Annotated in this window: 17 protein-coding genes; 7 read left to right on the top strand and 10 right to left on the bottom strand. The window is 71.6% G+C overall.

Translation table 11 applies throughout. From position 1 onward, the window contains the following. The first annotated feature begins 74 nt into the window (after window positions 1–74). Window positions 75–1,838 (top strand): protein kinase, encoded by a 1,764-nt coding sequence (locus tag ACIBX3_RS53695; RefSeq protein ID WP_397128538.1) that lies wholly within the window; start codon window positions 75–77, stop codon window positions 1,836–1,838. Here the strand turns inward: ACIBX3_RS53695 and ACIBX3_RS53690 are convergent. The 3 genes from ACIBX3_RS53690 to ACIBX3_RS53680 all read right to left on the bottom strand — a co-directional run bounded on the left by ACIBX3_RS53690 (window position 1,835) and on the right by ACIBX3_RS53680 (window position 6,520). Beyond that, window positions 1,835–2,491: a hemerythrin domain-containing protein gene (locus ACIBX3_RS53690; RefSeq protein ID WP_397128536.1), complete on the bottom strand. Its 657-nt coding sequence runs from the start codon at window positions 2,489–2,491 to the stop codon at window positions 1,835–1,837. The genes ACIBX3_RS53695 and ACIBX3_RS53690 overlap by 4 nt on opposite strands. A 58-nt stretch (window positions 2,492–2,549) precedes the next feature. Further along, window positions 2,550–5,912, bottom strand: coding sequence for a protein kinase (locus ACIBX3_RS53685; RefSeq protein WP_397128535.1), 3,363 nt, complete (start codon window positions 5,910–5,912; stop codon window positions 2,550–2,552). A 95-nt stretch (window positions 5,913–6,007) separates the two neighbouring features. After that, the gene (locus tag ACIBX3_RS53680) at window positions 6,008–6,520 is read right to left on the bottom strand and encodes a shikimate kinase (protein WP_397128534.1); all 513 of its coding nucleotides are present in this window, start codon (window positions 6,518–6,520) and stop codon (window positions 6,008–6,010) included. A 38-nt stretch (window positions 6,521–6,558) separates the two neighbouring features. Between ACIBX3_RS53680 and ACIBX3_RS53675 the strand changes: the two genes are divergently transcribed. Both ACIBX3_RS53675 and ACIBX3_RS53670 read left to right on the top strand, forming a co-directional pair. Beyond that, complete coding sequence (locus ACIBX3_RS53675) at window positions 6,559–6,840, top strand: hypothetical protein (RefSeq protein ID WP_397128533.1); 282 nt, start codon at window positions 6,559–6,561, stop codon at window positions 6,838–6,840. A 13-nt stretch (window positions 6,841–6,853) separates the two neighbouring features. Further along, entirely contained in the window at window positions 6,854–7,237 is a 384-nt protein-coding gene (locus ACIBX3_RS53670) for a ChaB family protein (RefSeq protein ID WP_397128532.1), read from the top strand. A 24-nt stretch (window positions 7,238–7,261) separates the two neighbouring features. Here ACIBX3_RS53670 and ACIBX3_RS53665 read toward each other — a convergent pair whose 3' ends face one another. Further along, window positions 7,262–9,091: a transketolase gene (locus ACIBX3_RS53665; protein WP_397128531.1), complete on the bottom strand. Its 1,830-nt coding sequence runs from the start codon at window positions 9,089–9,091 to the stop codon at window positions 7,262–7,264. 73 nt (window positions 9,092–9,164) lie between these two features. After that, entirely contained in the window at window positions 9,165–10,118 is a 954-nt protein-coding gene (locus tag ACIBX3_RS53660; protein ID WP_397128530.1) for a TIGR03557 family F420-dependent LLM class oxidoreductase, read from the bottom strand. Between the two features lie 71 nt (window positions 10,119–10,189). On the opposite strand from ACIBX3_RS53660, the gene ACIBX3_RS53655 reads away from it, so the two are divergent. Continuing rightward, the gene (locus ACIBX3_RS53655) at window positions 10,190–10,339 is read left to right on the top strand and encodes a GPGG-motif small membrane protein (protein WP_020543887.1); all 150 of its coding nucleotides are present in this window, start codon (window positions 10,190–10,192) and stop codon (window positions 10,337–10,339) included. Window positions 10,340–10,549: 210 nt separating this feature from the next. Here ACIBX3_RS53655 and ACIBX3_RS53650 read toward each other — a convergent pair whose 3' ends face one another. From ACIBX3_RS53650 to ACIBX3_RS53640, 3 genes are read right to left on the bottom strand one after another with little or no spacing between them, the layout of a single operon-like run. Beyond that, on the bottom strand, window positions 10,550–11,275 hold the full coding sequence (locus ACIBX3_RS53650) for a metallophosphoesterase (protein ID WP_397128529.1): 726 nt from the start codon (window positions 11,273–11,275) through the stop codon (window positions 10,550–10,552). Continuing rightward, window positions 11,268–11,516: a BON domain-containing protein gene (locus tag ACIBX3_RS53645; protein ID WP_397128528.1), complete on the bottom strand. Its 249-nt coding sequence runs from the start codon at window positions 11,514–11,516 to the stop codon at window positions 11,268–11,270. Before ACIBX3_RS53645 ends, ACIBX3_RS53650 begins: the two co-directional genes overlap by 8 nt. Before the next feature lie 45 nt (window positions 11,517–11,561). After that, a complete protein-coding gene (locus tag ACIBX3_RS53640; RefSeq protein ID WP_397128527.1) occupies window positions 11,562–12,569 on the bottom strand; it encodes a DNA topoisomerase IB in 1,008 nt (335 codons plus the stop codon). A 54-nt stretch (window positions 12,570–12,623) separates the two neighbouring features. On the opposite strand from ACIBX3_RS53640, the gene ACIBX3_RS53635 reads away from it, so the two are divergent. Continuing rightward, window positions 12,624–12,881 (top strand): hypothetical protein, encoded by a 258-nt coding sequence (locus ACIBX3_RS53635; RefSeq protein ID WP_397128526.1) that lies wholly within the window; start codon window positions 12,624–12,626, stop codon window positions 12,879–12,881. A gap of 7 nt (window positions 12,882–12,888) precedes the next feature. After that, a complete protein-coding gene (locus ACIBX3_RS53630; protein ID WP_397128525.1) occupies window positions 12,889–13,896 on the top strand; it encodes an SDR family oxidoreductase in 1,008 nt (335 codons plus the stop codon). A 44-nt stretch (window positions 13,897–13,940) separates the two neighbouring features. On the opposite strand, the gene ACIBX3_RS53625 is transcribed toward ACIBX3_RS53630, so the two are convergent. Continuing rightward, window positions 13,941–14,426 carry a DUF1360 domain-containing protein gene (locus ACIBX3_RS53625; RefSeq protein WP_397128524.1) on the bottom strand — a complete coding sequence of 162 codons (486 nt, stop codon included), beginning with the start codon at window positions 14,424–14,426 and terminating at the stop codon, window positions 13,941–13,943. 70 nt (window positions 14,427–14,496) lie between these two features. Between ACIBX3_RS53625 and ACIBX3_RS53620 the strand changes: the two genes are divergently transcribed. Further along, window positions 14,497–15,093, top strand: a complete 597-nt coding sequence (locus ACIBX3_RS53620) for a nucleotidyltransferase (protein WP_397128523.1) — start codon at window positions 14,497–14,499, stop codon at window positions 15,091–15,093. Here the strand turns inward: ACIBX3_RS53620 and secA2 are convergent. Further along, a complete protein-coding gene (gene secA2 / locus ACIBX3_RS53615) occupies window positions 15,090–17,273 on the bottom strand; it encodes an accessory Sec system translocase SecA2 (protein ID WP_397128521.1) in 2,184 nt (727 codons plus the stop codon). The two genes, ACIBX3_RS53620 and secA2, sit on opposite strands and share 4 nt — an antisense overlap. Between the last annotated feature and the right edge of the window lie 92 nt (window positions 17,274–17,365).

Here is a 17,365-nt window from a genome sequence, read left to right as displayed (position 1 = left end):
CACTCCGCGCAAGCACACGGCGGACATATCCGTGCAGATGACGGGGACAGCGGCTCGGCCCTACGCTGCTCTGCATGCACAGACGGGTGATCGACGGCCGCTTCGAGCTTGTGGAGCGGCTTGGTGGCGGGGGCATGGGCCTGGTGTGGCGCGCCCGGGACGTGGCCCTGCACCGCGAGGTCGCGCTCAAGGAGGTACGCCCGCCGGACTCCTCCATGGACGAGCACGACCCGACCCGGGCCCGGGAGCTGCGGGCCAGGGTGCTGCGCGAGGCCCGGGCGCTCGCCCGCCTGAACCACCCGCACGTGGCCACCATCCACCACATCGTCGACCCCGGCGAGCACGACTACCCGTGGATCGTCATGGAGCTGGTCACCGGCGGCTCGCTCCAGGACCGCCTGCAGCGCGGGCCGATGACGCCGGCCGAGACGGCCAGGCTCGGCCGCGAGGTCCTGTCCGCCCTGCGGGCCGCGCACGCCGTCGGCATCCAGCACCGCGACGTCAAACCCGCCAACGTTCTCCTGCGCGAGGACGGCCGGTCGGTGCTCACCGACTTCGGCATCGCGGCGGTACGCGAGTCCACCAGCCTGACGGCCACCGGGTCGTTCATCGGCTCGCCCGAGTACATGGCGCCCGAACGCATCAACGGTCACGAAGGCGACCCGGCCTCCGACCTGTGGTCGCTGGGCATGCTGCTGTACGTGGCGGTGGAGGGGCGGCATCCGCTCCGCAGGAGCACCACGCTGGCGACGCTGGCGGCCGTGCTCAACCAGGACGTGCCGCCGCCGGAGCGGGCCGGGGCGCTCGCTCCCGTGCTCTACGCCCTGCTCCAGCGCGACCCGGCGGCCCGGCCCGACCCCGAAACCCTGGACCGCATGCTGGCCGCGGCCACCGGCCCCGGCCCCGGCTTTCCTGACCAGGGAGCCGCTGGTCACGGGTTCGCCGGGAAGGGGCATCCGGCGCCGGTGCCGCTCGCCGGTCATGCGGGGCCTCCCGGGCCTCCCGGGATGGCGCCGCCCATGTCCGGACCTGCCGGGATGGCGCCGCCCATGTCCGGACCCGCCGGGATGGCGCCGCCCATGTCCGGGCACACCAAGCCGCCCGGCTACGGCCATGCGGCGTCGAAGCAGCCCGCGTGGGGTGCGGCGCCGATCTCGCAGGTGGGCACGGTGCGCTCGCACCGCCCCCGCCGCGCCGCCCGCAACGCGGTCGGCGCGGTGTCGATCGCGGCGGTCGTGGTGGCCGGCGTGCTGGTGTGGCGGTTCCTCCCGCCCACGACCACCGCCAACACCGAGCCCACCGGCACCAACCAGCCGCTGGCGGCGGACGACACCCCCACCGCGACCACCGACACCGAGACCCCGGCCGAGACGGAAACGGAGAGCCCTCAGCCCGAGAACCTCCTGACGCCCGCCGGCATGAAAGCCATGATCACCAAGGTGAAGGCGGCCATAGGCGGCAGCAAGGTCGTCGGGATGACGGTCTACCCGACCTACGCCTCCATAGAGGCGCCGCTCAAGAACGACAAGAGCCTCTACGACATGTACGCCTACCGCGACGGCGCCGTCACCCATTCCGGAAAGGGCCGCGAGGTGGACGGCCCTCTGGTGGACCTGGACAAGTTCAACTGGAACGCTCTTCCCGCGCTCATCAAGAAGGCGGACAAAGACCTGGGCGTTCCTGAGCCCACGACGCACTACGTGATCGTGGAGAACGACAACGCCTTCGTGACCCCGGGCCAGGTGCTGCTCGTCTACGCCTCGGACGACTACGGCCGAGGGGGATACCTGGTCGCCAACCTCCAGGGCAAGGTGGTCAAGACGTACCCGGACAGCTAGCCGAAGACCACGCGCTCGCGCCGGGCGTACCGCCCCTTGGTCAGGGCGACCAGGAGCCGCAGAGGCGCACCCGCGCCCGCCAGCAGCCTGGCGGCCTCCTCGGGGGTGGCGTAACGGATCAGCCACGGCGCGGTGAAGGTCAGCTGCCCGAGAGACGCCCGCCTGGCGACCTGCTTCTCCGCCCAGGCGTACGCCTCGTAGGGCACGAACCTGCTGATGATCGGGAACAGCCTGGACTCCTCCTCGGCGATGTGATCGTCGAGGAGGTCGAGCAGGTCGGCGAGTGCCCGGCCGAGTTGCCGGCGGTCGCCGTGGAGGCCGGTGTGGCAGCGGTCGAGCACGGGGGCGAGCGCCTGGTGGTCGTCGGTGTAGGGGGCGAGGTCCACGGCCTGGCTCGCGGTCCGTTCGATGATCGGCCAGAGCACGTCGTCCTCGTTGGCGTGGTGATGGTGCACCTCGGTCAGCAGCAGGGCCGTGTACTCGCGTACCGCCTCGTCCCTGGCGGGCTGGAGAGGGGTGGTGCCGCCGAGGAGGTCGGTGAGCCGCCGCAGGTCGGCGAGCATGGCGCGGTGGATGACGTACATCGAGGTGAGGTCCGGCTCGCGGTCGCTCTCCTTGCGGGGCGAGACGGCCGGGATCTGTACGGTTCGCATGCCGACAGCATGGGCGCGGCCGCTTTCCGTCCTCTGGTCGCCGACTTGTCGCCGCCCGTCAGCACACGTCCCGATAGCCGCTCTCCGGGATCAGCCGGGACCACTCCGCCCTGCTCAGCGACCCGCCCGCACGGGCGCACACCTCCTTGGCCGTCAGCACCGGATCGACCGGGCTCTCGCGCACGGTGCCGTCCAGCGCCACGCCGCGCAGCCGCTTGCCGTCCTGGCTGAAGGCCAGCCCGGCGGCCCACGAGGCGACCTGGCCGACCTCCCGCAGCGTGCGCACGTCCCACAGCGACGTGCGGCCGGCGTCGATGGCCAGCAGGTCGCCCCCCGGTGAGAAGCGCAGTTCGTCCACCGCCGACGTGCCCGTCTCGATCGTGCCCAGGCGCCCGCGCCCGTCCAGGTCCCAGAGCAGCACCCGGCCGCCGTCCAGCCCGAACGCCAGCGTGCGCCCGTCGGGGGAGAAGGCGAGCGCGGTCGGCACCGGAGCGTCCGCCGCTGCGCCGGTGCGCAGGTCGAGTGGCGTGACCCTGCCGGTGCGCAGGTCGAGCAGGTGGGCGCCGGCGGCGAGCGTGGCGCCGTCCGGGCTGAAGGCCAGCGCCAGGTCGCCCGCGCCCGCGTACGTCCGGACGCGCCGCCCCGCGCGTACGTCCCACGTCTCCAAGGTGCTGCCGCGCGTGGTGGCCAGCAGGTCGCCGTCGGGGGAGAGCGCCACGGCCAGCACGTCGCCGCCCGCGTCGATGGTGGCCACCAGCCTGCTTCCGGCCACCTCCCACACGGTCACCGGGTCGCCGGCGACGGCCAGCAGGCTGCCGCCCACGTTGAAGGCGAGGTCGCCGGCCGCGGCGATCCTGCCCAGTTTCCTGTGCCCCTCCGTGTCGGTGAGCTCGGTCGCGTCGCCGACCTCCTTGGCCGCGAACCGGCCGTTGCCGGAGAAGGCGGCGACCTCGTGCTCGTCGGCGGGCGTGGGGAGGCCGGACACGTCGAGCGAGACGACCGAGCCGGTGCCGCTCAGGTAGCGCAACGAGCGCCCGTCGGCGGAGAAGGACAGGCCGGGCTGGGGGTCCTTGAGCGGGTAGGAGCCCGCGAGGCGCCGTTCGGCCACGTTCCAGACGCGTACCTCGCCCGAGCCGGGCAGGGCGAGCAGGCGGCCGTCGGGGCTGAAGACGGGGACGTCCGACGAGGTTCCGTGGGGCGCGGCCGAGAGTTGCTCGGTGCCGGCGTTCCCGGCGGGGCGGGCAGCGGACGTCTCCAGCTCGCGGGTCCGCCCGGTCCGCCGCGGATCGTTCGCTTCCCCGCGCTCGGCGGCGCGATCGGTCTGGCGGGGCTTCCGGCCGTCCGGTGCGGCGGGGTCGAGCTCGCCGGCCGCCGCCTTCTCCGGGTCCACCAGCGTGACCCCGTTGCGTCCCGCCACGGCCAGCACGGTCCCGCCCGGGTCGAACGCCAGCGACGGCGCGGCGGCGGCCGGAGCGCGCGGCGGCCGGACCGTGACGGTCGCCGTCTTCCTCCGGCGCGCCAGGTCCCACAGCTCCACCCGCCCGTCCAGCCGGGAGATCGCCGCCCGGGCCCCGTCCGAAGCCAGGGCCACCTTGCGGCCGGAGACCTCGAAGAGTACCTGGCCGCCCCGGTACACCCTGGTCCTGTCGCCCCGGCTGATCGCGTACACGCCCGCGGCCGGCGTCCGCCCCGTCGCCACCTCGAACGGCCGGCCGTCGACCCCCTCCGCGAAACGCCCGTCGTCGCTGAGCGCCGCGTTGCCCGGCGGCAGCCCGTACGAGGCCACCCGCCGCCCGTCCGCGACGTTCCACACGGTGACCGCGTCGGCGTCCCCTTTGACCAGCTCGTCGCCGCGCAAGAGGTACCGGGCCCGCGAGTCGGGCGCGGGATCGGTGAACACGCCCAGCTCCGGTTGCACGAGCGAGGCCTGGAGAGCGGCCCGCGCCTCGAACACCGGCGACAGCCGCCAGGCGGCCACGCTCAGGCGCATCGCCGTCCGCGGGTCGGACGTCCGCAACGCCTCCGCCCGCGCCGCCACCGCCCGCGCGTTGGCCTCGACGAGCTGCTCGCGCAGCTCGTTCTGGCCCTGCACGGTGACCACCGACATCGACACGGCGACGGCCAGCACCGCGCCCAGCGCCGCCAGCGACGGCCACAGCACCTTCCTGCGCTGCTTGGACAGGGTCACGCTGTCGTTGATGAAGTCGCGTTCGAGCTGGTTGAGCCGCAGGTGGCGGCGCTTGGTCGCGGCCCAGCCGAGCGCCGTGTCCAGCTGCTCGCCGCGCAGGAGGCGGCTCCGGTCACGCCGGTGCTCCGACCAGTGCCTGGCCGCCTCGCGGATGGCCCGGTGAGCCCGCATGCTCTCGCGCTCGTCCGCCACCCAGCCACGTAGCCGGGGCCAGGCGCGGTACAGCGCGGCGCTGGCCGGCGCCACCCGGCCGTCGCTGACGGCCACCAGCTTGCCGACCGGGGTCTCGGCCGGCGGCACGCGTACGCTGCGGCGTACCAGCAGGCCGGCGTTCAACAGCGGGGCGAGCACGGCGCCCTCGTCGTGCGGGCTGTCGCCGTCCAGCAGGCGCAGCAGCAGCCCGGGCACCTCCTCCTGCTGACGGGGGGTGAGCGCCAGGTACGCCTCCTCGGCCACCTCGCCGAGCGAGCGCGGCCCCGCGTGCCCCTCCGGCGGCCGCAGCCCGGCCGTGTTCTCGATCCTCAGCTCGCCGGCCGCGGGCCGGTGCGCGGGATCCTTGGCCAGCGCGCGCCCGACCAATTCCAGCAGCGGGTCGGGCAGGCCGCTCAGGTCGGGGTCCACGGCCAGCACCCGGTGCATGACCCCGCCGAGGCTCTCCCCGCGGAACGGGTCCCGGCCGGTGGCCGCGAACAGCACCACCGCGCCCCACGCGAACACGTCGGCCGCCGCTCCGGCCTCCTGGCCGGTCAGCACTTCGGGGGCCAGGTACGTGAACGTGCCGTCCACCGATCCGGCGGCGGGCAGGCCCAGCTCGATCACCTTGGGGCCGCCGGCGGCCAGCAGCACGCTCTCCGGGTTCAGCCCGCGATGCGTCAGCCCGGCCTCGTGCAGCGCCCGCAGCGCGGCGGCCAGCGCGCCCGCGAGCGCGACCAGATCGTCCCCCTTGTACGGTCCGTGCAGCTCGACCGCCCGCCGCAGGTCGGGCCCGTCGACGTACTCGCTCACCACGTAGGGCACGCCCTCGTCGGCTCCGACGGCCACCACCTCGGCCAGATGCGGGCAGGTCACGCGCTCGAACCGGCGCCGCCCGGCCACCTCGCCGCGCGGGACCGTGACCGCGTACCTGCGGCCCTCGTCGTCGTAGGCGTCGTAGACCACGCCGCGTCCGCCCGCGCCGAGGCGGGCCGCCAGCCAGTAGCCGCCAAGCCTTTCGGGATCGCCGGGCACCATCATCACTGATGCTTAGATGCATGGCGCGGGTGGTTGGTTGTCCGGAATGACACCACAGGTCCCCCCGCGTGTCTCGGGGGACCCACGCGTGGTGATCATTATGCCGGATCGCGGGGAGCGGGCCGGCCCAGCTCCCGCAGCACCGTGTCCCGGACCTGCTCGGGCCGCATGACACCGACGTCGCACACCAGGTCGGCCACCTCGCGGAAGTAGGGCTCGCGGCGGGCCCGCATGGCCGCGGGGTCGAAGTCGGGGCGATGGTCGCTGGATTTCATCCGCTCGGCCAGCACCTCGTCGGAGGCGTCCACCCAGACCACGAACGCCGCGCGCAGCGCCGCCCGCACCAGGGGATCCTCGATCGTGCTTGCGGCCGCCGCGATGACCCGGGGCTCCCCGGCCAGCTCGTGGAGCACGTGCTCGGCCTCGTACCGGTGCAGGGTGTCGGCGCCCTCGCGGGCGGCGATCTGTGCGGCGCTGCCGCCGTACTTCGCCTTGAGGAACGGGTCGCTGTCACTGAAGTCCAGGCCCAGCGCCTCCGCGATCAGCACGCCGGCCGTCGTCTTGCCCGAGCCCATGAGCCCGATCACCACGACTGGTTTGTTTTTCGACATGTGGATAGAGGTTCCTTCGTGTCAAGGAGGTAAATCTGATGACCATCGCCGGAAGCATCATCCTCATCATGCTCGGCGCGATCCTCACCTGGGCCGTCGAATTCGATCTCGCCGGCCTCGACATCAACGTGGTGGGGGTCATCCTCATGCTCGGGGGCCTGGTCGGACTCGGGTTCGGGCTCTACCGGATCAGCGTCACCCGCAGGGCGGTCGGCCCGATCGACGAGCCTGTGCACCGCCATGAGATCTACGAGGAGCCTGAAACCCGCAGGACCACCGTGTACGAGGACCGCCGCCACTACGACGAACCACCGCTGTAGGAGGTGAATCGGCATGCCCGCCGTCGAAGAGCTGCCGTCGACCATCAAGCGTTCGCCGAAGAAGGCGCAGAACACGTGGATCAAGGCGCACGACAATGCCGTGGAACAGTACGGCGAGGGTCGGCGCGCCCATATGACCGCGTTCGCGGCGTTGAAGCACTCCTTCGAGAAGGTCGGCGACCACTGGGAGCCGAAGTCGAAGAAGGGCCCTTCCGACAAGGGCGCGACGGACCGCTCCGGTCGCACGGCCGAGGGCGTGGACGCCAACGCCAGCAAGGAGCACCTGCAGGGCGTGGCCGCCAGGCTCGGCATCCGCGGCCGGTCGAAGATGACCAAGCAGGAGCTGGTCGACGCCATCAAGAATGCCAACAGGAAGGCCACCGCCAAGGCGCGGTGACGCCGCCCGACATCACGGACGCCGTCACAACAACCGCTTGACCGCCGCGACAATCGCGCGGCGGTCAATGCGTGCGTCGGCCAGTTGCTCCTCCGGCGTCGCCGAACCGGGCAGCCCCGTCACCCCCAGCTTGACCATCCGGGGCCCGAGCTCGCTGACGGCGTCCATCACCGCGTCGCCGAGGCCGCCCTCCAGGCGGTGGTCCTCCACCGTGATCAGGTTGCCCGTGGTGGTGGCCGCCTCGGACAGGGCCGCCGCGTCGACCGGCTTGACCGAGTACAGGTCGATGACGCCCACCGGGATCCCCTCCGCGGCCAGCTCGTCGGCCGCCGCCAGCGCCTCGTGCACGGTCACCCCGGCCGCCACGACCGTGACCCGGTCACCGGGGGAGTGCCGCAGCACCCGCGACCCGCCGATGGGGAAGCGCTCGCCCGGCTCGTAGATCACCGGCGTGCTCCCGCGCGTGGTCCGCAGGTACGACACGCCGTCGGCGTCCGCCATCTCGGCGATCAACGCCGCCGCCTGGTTGGCGTCGCACGGGTAGAGCACGGTGCTGCCGTGCACGGCCCGCATCATGGCCAGGTCCTCCAGCCCCATCTGCGACGGCCCGTCCTCGCCGATGGCCACGCCCGCGTGCGAGCCGACCAGCCGGATCGAGGCCCGGCTCACCCCGGCCATCCTGATGAAGTCGTGCGCCCTGGTCAGGAACGCCGCGAACGTGGCCGCGTACGGTTTCCAGCCCCGTACCTGCAGCCCGACGGCGGCGGCCACCAGCTGCTGCTCGGCGATGTACATCTCGAAGAACCGCTCGGGGAACGCCTCGCCGAACGTCTCGGTCTTGGTCGAGTCCGCCACCTCGCCGTCCAGCGCAACGACGTCGCCCCGCGCCGCGCCGAGCGCCGCCAGCGCCTCCCCGTACGCCGTCCGCGTGGCCACCGACTCGCCCACCACGTACCGCGGCAGCTCCAGCTTCCCGCCCTCGAACCGGTACGGCGCGGGCGCCTCGTCGGGTGTGCGCACGTCGACCCGTACGTTCCGCGGCCCGCCCAGCTCCTCGACGGCCTTGTCGGGGTCCTTCAGCGCCTTGCCGTGCGCGCCCTCGCGGTTCTCGACCTCCAGGACCCCTTCGCCCTTGCGGGTCTTGGCGAGGATCACCGTGGGCCGCCGGCGCGTGTTGCACGCGTCCGACAGCGCGAAGTCGATCTGCCCGGGATCGTGCCCGTCGATCTCGATCGTGTGCCATCCGAACGCGCCGAACCTGCGCGCGTACGCCCCGGTGTCCCACCCGTGCCGGGTGGGCCCTCGCTGTCCGAGCCGGTTCACGTCCACGATGGCAGTCAGATTCGCCAGCCCCTCGTCCCCGGCGTGCTCGGCGGCCTCCCAAATCGACCCTTCGGCCAGCTCACTGTCGCCGCAGAGCACCCAGACCCGGTACGGCAGCCGCTCCAGCCGCCCCGCCATGGCCACCCCGACGCCGATCGGCAGTCCTTGCCCGAGCGACCCGGTGGCCACGTCCACCCAGGGCAACCGGGGCGTCGGGTGACCTTCCAGCCGGCTGCCCCGCTTCCTGAACGACAGCAGCTCCTCGTCGTCGACAACCCCCGCCGCCTTGTAGAGCGAGTAGAGCAAGGGGGAGGCGTGTCCCTTGGAGAAGATCAGGTGGTCGTTGGCCGGATGGTGGGGATCGGTGAAGTCGTAGCGGAGATGGCAGGCGAACAGCACGGCCATCAGGTCGGCCGCGGACATGGACGAGGTCGGGTGGCCGGAGCCGGCCGCGGCGGCGGCCCGCACGGAGTCGACGCGTAGCTGCGCGGCCAGCTCGGCCAGGTATTGAAGATCGCGCTCGGGCATCATGACCCTCCTCGAGACGGTTTCAGGCCGCCTACCCCCACCGCTCCGCTTAACTCGGCTCGGCGAGGCCGTCTCGCTAGCGCACTCTGGGCAGGACCTCACGCGCGTAGAAGTCGAAGAACGCGTCCTGCTCGTCGCCGATCTGGTTGACGTAGACCTCGTCGAAACCGGCGTCGACGTACTGCCTGATCGCCTGGGCGTGGACCTCGGGGTCCGGGCCGACCGGGCTGCCGCCGACGGCCTCCTCCTCGGTGACCATCTGCGCGAGCTGCTCGAAGTGCCGCGGCAGCGGCAGGAGCTGTGACGCCTCGCCCTTGATGCCCTGAGTGGGCCACAGGCGGTGCACGGTCTTGCGGGCCGCCGACTCGTCAGCGGCGTAGCAGGCCTTGAGCCCGCCGAGCGCCGGCTTGCCCGCGCCGCCCGCCTGGCGGAACCGCTGGACGGATTCGGCGCTCGGGCCGGTCGAGATGTAGCCGTCGGCGATGCGGCCGGCCAGTTCGATGGACTTCTCGCCGAATCCCGACATGAGGATGGGGGCGGGCTCGTCCGGCAGGGTGTAGAGCCGGGCCGTGTCCACCCGGTAGTGCCGGCCCCGGTGCGTCACCAGCTTGCCGGTGAACAGCTCCCGCATCAGGCCGACGGCCTCCTCCAGCATCTCCAGCCGCTCGGCGAGCGGGGGCCAGCGGGACTCGATGACGTGCTCGTTGAGCGCCTCGCCGGTGCCGACGCCGAGCCGGAAGCGGCCGTCCGTGAGCGCCGCCGTGGTGGCGGTGGCCTGGGCGATGACGACCGGATGGGTGCGGACGAGCGGGCAGGTCACGGCCGTGGTGATGGGCAGGGACGTGGCCTCGGCCAGGGCTCCGATCACGGACCACACGAACGGGGACTCCCCCTGCTCGTCGAGCCACGGGTGGAAGTGGTCGGAAATCCAGAGCGCCTCGAAGCCGGCGCGTTCGGCGGCCTTGGCCTGCCGGACCAGCTCTTTCGGGCCGTGTTCCTCGCAAGACAGGAAATAACCGAATGTCGTCATACGCTGGCTCCTGCCCCTTAGGGCGGGGAAAAACATGTTATGTGGCTGGCCCTGAGGGCAGTTGCGAAAGCATGGCTACTTTGCTCTGGATCATCGCGGTAATACTCGTCATCGCCGGGATCTACGTGATTCTGGCCCGGCGCGACCTCCTCTGGGGGATCGTGCTGATCGTCCTCGGATTCCTGGTCGGGCCCGGCGGCGTCAGCATCTTCAATGTCTAGGGATATCGATCACGCGAATCCCCGTCCGACTACGCCGCTGGACCGATCCCTCGAGAACGGTCCAGCGGTTCCATAGTTGTGCTGATATATCGTACAAACCCGGCGCGGTCATGATCTGGAAAGAAAAGGCCTGGACCCTCTGGTCCAGGCCTCGCGCTTTCGCGTCGGCGACGATCCGGAGGAACTGATCGACCCGGCGCGGGTGCTCTGTCAGAACTCTTCGCCCAGCCAGTAGACGCCGTACGAGCGGCCGAGCACCGGCAGGGCCACGTTGCGCACCCTGATGCCGCCCGGCGTCATGCCCTTCTCGCTGCCCTTGTGCGCGTGCCCGTGGAGGATCAGATCGGCGCCGGCCGTGTCGACCGCCTCGGCCAGCAGGTAGCTGCCGAGGAAGGGGTAGATCTCCGGCGGCTCGCCCTCAAGCGTCTCCTTGATCGGGGAGTAGTGCGACAACACCACGCGGTGGTCGGCCACGATCTCCTTCAGCGCGACCTTCCACGCCTCGGCGATGTAGCGGGTGTGGGCCACGAAGTTCTTGATCTCGCGCTCGCCGAACTCGCTCGCGCACTTGCCCGCGTACCCGCCGCCGAAGCCTTTCCCGCCGACCACGCCCACCTTCTTGCCACCGACCTGGATGACCACGCCGTCATCGTCGAGCACGATGACGCCGGCGTCGCGCAACTCAGCGGCGATCTCGTACTGCAGGTCGGAGTGGTAGTCGTGGTTCCCGAGCACGGCTACGACGGGGATGGGCAGGCCGCGCATCTCGTCGGCCACCAGCTTGCCCTCCTCCAGCGTGCCGTGCCTGGTGAGGTCCCCGGTCAGCATGAAGACGTCGGCGCGGTCCTCGATGCCCTCGAGTCTCTTGCGGTATTTGCCGCGCATGTCCTCACCCAGGTGGATATCTCCCACGGCTGCTATGCGCAGTTCAGTCAAGGTGCTCATCCTCCCCGGGCTCGGTGGCGTCCACGACTTGGATCTCGTTGTGCACGCGGAGCTCGGGAGCGGCCTCGTGAGCCACCTGGCCGAGCCGTTCGCGCTGCTCGGCCCCGCTCACCTGACCACGCAGGAACAGCTGGTCGCCTCTTATGTCCACGCGAATGCCGAGCTCGTGCGTACGTGTGTCCTCGGCCAGCGCCTGCTGGACGCGGGCCGCGACGTACTGCGGAGCTTCCATCGCTCGCCTCCTTCTTCTGTCGCCGCATGCCCGGGCACGAACCGCTCAAACGGTGCGGATGAGGTCGATGACCGCCCGCTCGACCGTGCCCGCCGTGGCGAGCTGGCCGAAGTCCGCGTCCGCTCCAAGCTCGGTCAGCACCGCGGCGATGGTCTTGTCCTGGTCGTACGCCTCCACGACGCGCGGGTCCACGTACGACGCCCGGGCCACGGTGGGGGTGTTGCCCAGGTACTCGGCGACCTCCCGCATGACACGGGTGACCGCCCGTTGCTTCTTGGCCGGTCCCTCCGCGCCGGCCGGGCGGGAGACCGCCAGCCCCACGGCCGCCAGGACCGTGGCGTGCCAGGTGCGGAAGTCCTTGGCCGTGACCTCGTACCCGATGATCTCGCGGAGATAGTCGTTGATCTCCTCGCTCCTGACGTCGGCCCAGCCGCCCTCGTGCCGGTAACGCAGCAGCTCGCCGTCCGTGCCGAGCGCCTTGAGCGAGCGCACCACCGCGCACGCCCCCGGGTCGGCCACCTCGACCTCTCGCATGACGTCGCCCTTGGCCTGGTAGGAGCAGATGATGGTGCCGTTCTGGCAGGTGACGTGCTCCATCCTGAGCGTGGCCAGGCCATAGGTGTCGTAGCTCTCGCCGCCGACGCGGAAGAAGCCGATGTCGAGCAGGCGCGCCGCCGCGGCCAGCACCCGCTGCCTGGTCAGGCCGCGCCCCTGGAGCTGGTCGTCCACGGCCTTCCTGAACGCCGGCAGCCGCTCGGCCACCTCCAGCACGCGGTCGAACTTGGCCCGGTCCTGCTGCTCGCGCCACACATCGTGATAGCGGTACTGCCTGCGCCCGGCCGAGTCCGTGCCGGCCGCCTGCAGGTGGCCGTACGGCGACGTGCAGATCCACACGTGGGTCCAGGCCGGGGGGATGGCGAGGGACTTGATCCGCGCCAGCGTGGCGTGGTCGCGCACCGGGCGGCCGTCCGGACCGATGTAGCCGAACCCGCGCCCGCGGCGCCGCCTCACGATTCCCGGCTCGCTCTGGTCACTGGGATGCAGCTCGGGCACGGAGGGCGGCTACCCAGGACGTTAGGTGACAAACAGGTGGGGCAGATGGGCGCCATGTCTGAAAACGGAAGATGGCACGAGGAGCGGGACCGCAAGGGCCACGCCATGGTGCCCGCCACACCGCGCGACGTGGTGCACATCAGGGTGGGGTCGTTCTTGCTGGTGTTCCTGTTCGCGTTCACAGTGCTGGGCATCCTCACCCAGGCGCCCGTGATGACGGGTGTCGCCGTCGCATTCGCCGTGGTCACGGTGGTCGACATCGTGCTGGCCATACGACGCCAGAAGCAGCGGAGCGACGGAGAGGCGGGCTGATCTCGACATGGCACCACTTCGTGGGCGGGTCGTGGTGGTGACGGGCGCCAGTGGCGGGGTCGGGCGCGCCGTCGTACGTGAGCTCGGGCAGCAGGGCGCCAAGGTCGCCCTGATCGCGCGGGGGACGGCCGGGCTGGGAGCCGCGGCCGTGGACGTGGGCGTCGCGGGCGGCACCGGCCAGGTCTATGAGGCGGACGTGGCGGACTACGAGCAGGTCAGGCGGGCGGCCGAACAGATCGAGACGGAGCTGGGGCCGATCTCGGTCTGGATCAACATCGCTTTCTCCAGCGTCTTCGCCAAATTCACCGACATCACCCCGGACGAGTACGAGCGCACCACTTCGGTGACGTATCTCGGCTACGTCTGGGGCACCAAGGTCGCCCTGGACCTCATGAGACCGCGCAACGCGGGTGCGATCGTGCAGGCGGGCTCGGCGCTGTCCCAGCGCGGCATCCCGCTGCAGTCGGCGTACTGCGGTGCCAAGCACGCGATCAAGGGCTTCACCGAGTCGGTCCGCACCGAGCTGCTGGCCGACCGGAGCAACATCCACGTCACCCTGGTCCAGCTGCCCGCGCTCAACACCCCGCAGTTCGACTGGGTGCTGTCCAAGCTCCGCCGCCACCCGCAGCCGGTGCCGCCGATCTACCAGCCGGAGGTGGCGGCCGGCGCCATCGTGTACGCGGCCGAGCACCCGGAGCGCAAGGAGTACTGGGTGGGCACTCCCACGGTCGCCACTCTCCTGGCGCAGCGCGTGGCCCCGGCGCTGGTGGACCGGTACGTGGCCCGGACCGGCATCCGCTCGCAGCAGACCGACGAGAAACCGCCGAACGACGCGGCGAACCTGTGGGAGCCGGCGGACGAGACCACGGACTACGGCGCCCATGGGGCGTTCGACCGGCGCTCCCACGGGCGCAGCCCGCAGGTGTGGTTGTCCCAGCACCGCCGCGGGGTCCTCCTGGCCCTGGCCGGGGGCGCGGCCGCCGCCACCGTCGCCGCGTTGCGCCGCCGGGCCTGATCCGTCCGATGCGCTCCGGTGCCGCCCGGCCTGGGACCACCTGCCTAGGACGCCGACTTCATGAGTTTGGCGTAGGCGAGCTGCAGCCAGTCCGAGATCGCCACCGCCGTCATCGTCGCCCCCACGAGCCGGGTGACCTTCGGCGCCAGGACCAGGCCGGCGGCGTATCCGGTGGCCACCCACTGCGAGACGCAGAACGGGCAGGCGAGCAGCTCGCCGATCGGGCCGCGAGGGCTCTCCTGGACCTCGGAGGGGCCGCCTTCGCCTTCGTACCGGGTGAAGGGGGCGCGGAGCGGACTGGTGACGGGATCCTTGGCGACCAGCCGCGACACCTTGTGCGTGCACGCCGCCATGAGCAGCAGATCCATCACCCCGACGTGGTCGGGAGCCCGCCGCCCGGCCAGCGCGGCCGCGGCGGCGGCCACGGCCACCGTCCCGCCGTAAGCGCCGAGGATTCCGGCGTAACCGCCGAGCGGCCGGTCGTGCTCACCCTCGTAGGTTCGTTCCGTTTTCTCCGCGATTTCGGTCATAGCCCTTGGCGCTACCCTCAGGACCTCGTCATCAACGCCTACTCGACCATCGGCTGGGTAGCCCGATTTTATGAGTAGCCACGGCCATGCGGTCACCGACGCCATCCTCGACACGCTGAAGCGTGCCAGCTCCGGGCTGAAGGATGCCGGAGTGAAGTTCGCGCTGGCCGGGGGCTGTGCGGCGTACGCCAGAGGCGCGGCGCCCTCGCTGCACGACGTGGACTTCGTGCTCACCGAGCACGACGTGCCGGCCGCGCTGGAGGCGCTGCGCGGCATCGGCTTCCAGACGGCCAAGCCGCCCGAGGACTGGCTGGTCAAGGCGTACGACGAGGGCCGGCTGGTGGACCTGATCTACCGGGTGTCCGACCTGCCGATCACTGACGAACTGCTCGACCGGGCCGAGCCGCTGAAGGCGTCGGCGGTGATCGTCCCGGTGCTGGAGGCCACCGACCTGGTCATCTCGTGGCTGCTGCCGCTGTCGGAGCACGCCTGTGACTACGGGGCGCTGCTGGCCCAGGTGCGTGCGCTGCGCGAGCAGGTCGACTGGCCGCGCGTGGCCGCCGTGGTCGAGGACTCGCCGTACGCGAGCACGTTCATCACCCTGCTGGAACGCCTCGGCGTGCTGAACGGGCCGGTCGAGCCGTCCGGCGACCCGAAGTGGCCCTAGCCGCGCCGCGTGGCGTTCTTGACGCGTCTGAGGATGCGGTCCCACTCCGTGCCGAACGGGTTGTCCTGCACCAGGTAGGTCCACGTCGCCGCCGGCCGCTTGAGATCAGGCTCCGGCGCCTCGAACGCCGCCAGCGACCGCCGCTCCACCTCGGCCAGCAGCGATTTGTACTCCGCCACCGCCTCACGGTGGAATTCGTCGATCGGGCTCATCCGGCCCAGCGCCCGCAGGTGGATGCCCTCGCGCAGGTCCGTCAGGAACGCCAGGTGCTCGGTCCAGCAGGTGTCGATGGCGTGCAGGACGATCTGCCGGGCCGTCTCGTCCCTGGTGTCCTCGGGAAGCGACTCCCAGCGCTCGGGGTCGGCCGCGGCCAGGGCCTTGGCGGCGGCGTCGCCGTGCAGGACCTTGTCGCGCCACTCCAGGATCAGCTCCCGCTGGTGCTCCAGCAGGCGGGTGTAGCGCCACGTGTTGCGGTGGATCTCCAGGTTGACGCCCTCGGCGACACGCTGCGCGTGGCCCACGATGTACGCGCCGCGCCGGTGGCGTACGAGCCCGTCGGGGTCGGCGGCGGGCGGTCGCTCGTCGGGCACGAACTGGGTGATCAGGTCGTCCTGCGTGCTGACGAAGAACACCGAGCCGCCCGGGTCGCCCTGTCGGCCGGCGCGGCCCCGGAGCTGGTCGTCGAGGCGGCTGCTGGCGTGGCGTCCCGAGCCGATCACGTAGAGGCCGCCCAGCTCGGCCACGCCGTCGCCGAGGCGGATGTCGGTGCCGCGCCCGGCCATCTGGGTGGAGACGGTGATCGCGTCGCGCTCGCCGGCCTTGGCGATGATCGCGGCCTCCTCGGCGTCGTTCTTGGCGTTGAGCACGACCGGCTCCAGGCCGCGCCGCTGCAGCAGCATGGCGAGGTTTTCCGACTCGGCCACGTCGAGCGTGCCGATGAGGATGGGCCGGCCGGTCGCGTGGACCTCCTGGATCTCCTCCACCAGCGCGGCGTCCTTGTCGGGGACGGTCGGGTAGATGCGGTCCGGCTCGTCCTCCCTGACGCAGGGGCGGTTGGGCGGGATCACCGCGACCTTGAGCCCGTAGAACTCGCCGAGCTGCTCGCTGACGGCCACGGCGGTGCCGGTCATGCCGCAGATCTGCGGGTAGCGGCGGATCAGACCCTGCACGGTGATCGAGTCGAGGATCTCGCCCTTCTCGCTGGGCGAGAGCGCCTCCTTGGCCTCCACGGCCGCCTGCAGGCCGTTGGGCCAGCGCTGGAGCACCGCCACCCGGCCGCGCGAGGGGTTGATCAGCTGGACCTTGCCGTCGCGCACGATGTAGTCGACGTCGCGGGCCAGCAGCGCGTGGGCGTGCAGAGCCAGGTTGAGCTCGATGAGGGTGCCCGGCTCGTGCTCGTCGTAGAGCTCGACGCCCAGGAGGTTTTCGACGCTGTCGGCGCCCTTGGGGGTGAGGTAGACGTTGCGCGCCTGCTCGTCGATCTCGTAGTGGTAGCCCCTCACGAGCTGCCTGACCAGCGCCGCCATCTCGGGCACCGCGTCGCCGGGGTCGGCCGCGCCGGCCATCACCAGCGGCACGCGGGCCTCGTCCACCAGCACGGAGTCGGCCTCGTCGATCAGCGCGACCTCGGGCGCGGGCACGATGATCTCGCTCGCGTCGGTGCGCAGCCGGTCCCGCAGCACGTCGAACCCGATCTCGCTGACCGGCCCGTACGTCACGTCCTTCGCGTACGCCTCGCGCCGCTCGTCCGGCGTGGAGTTCTGCCCGACCCAGCCCACGCTGACGCCGAGCGCCTCGTAGAGCGGCCCCATCCACTCGGCGTCGCGCCTGGCCAGGTAGTCGTTCACGGAGATCACGTGAACCCGCTTGCCCTGCAGCGCGTAGCCCGCCGCGGCCATGGCGCCCGACAACGTCTTGCCCTCGCCGGTCGCCATCTCGGCGACCTTCCCGTCGAGGAGCGCGAGCGTGCCGAGCAACTGCACGTCGTACGGCCGCAGTCCCAGCGTCCGGTCGGCGGCCTCCCGCGCGACGGCGCAGAACTCGGCGAGGTCGTCCATGCCCGGCTTGGGCAGCTTGTCGAGCTCGCGCACCTGGTCGGCACGCGCGCCGGCCGCCGTGACGACCTTCTGGTAGGAGGTCAGGGGCACGCCGCCCGGACGGTCCAGGAGATTCCTGAACATTCCCTTGATTGAGGCCACAATTCCTCCAACGCACGCTTCGCCGACACCGTTCCCTCGACTCCCTCGACGGAAGGACAGGAGCGGAGCGACGA

The organism is Nonomuraea sp. NPDC049480, from assembly GCF_044465905.1.
Classification (GTDB): Bacteria; Actinomycetota; Actinomycetes; order Streptosporangiales; family Streptosporangiaceae; genus Nonomuraea.
Note: the sequence above shows the minus strand (reverse complement) of the source record. Positions and strands in the feature narration are given on the sequence as shown.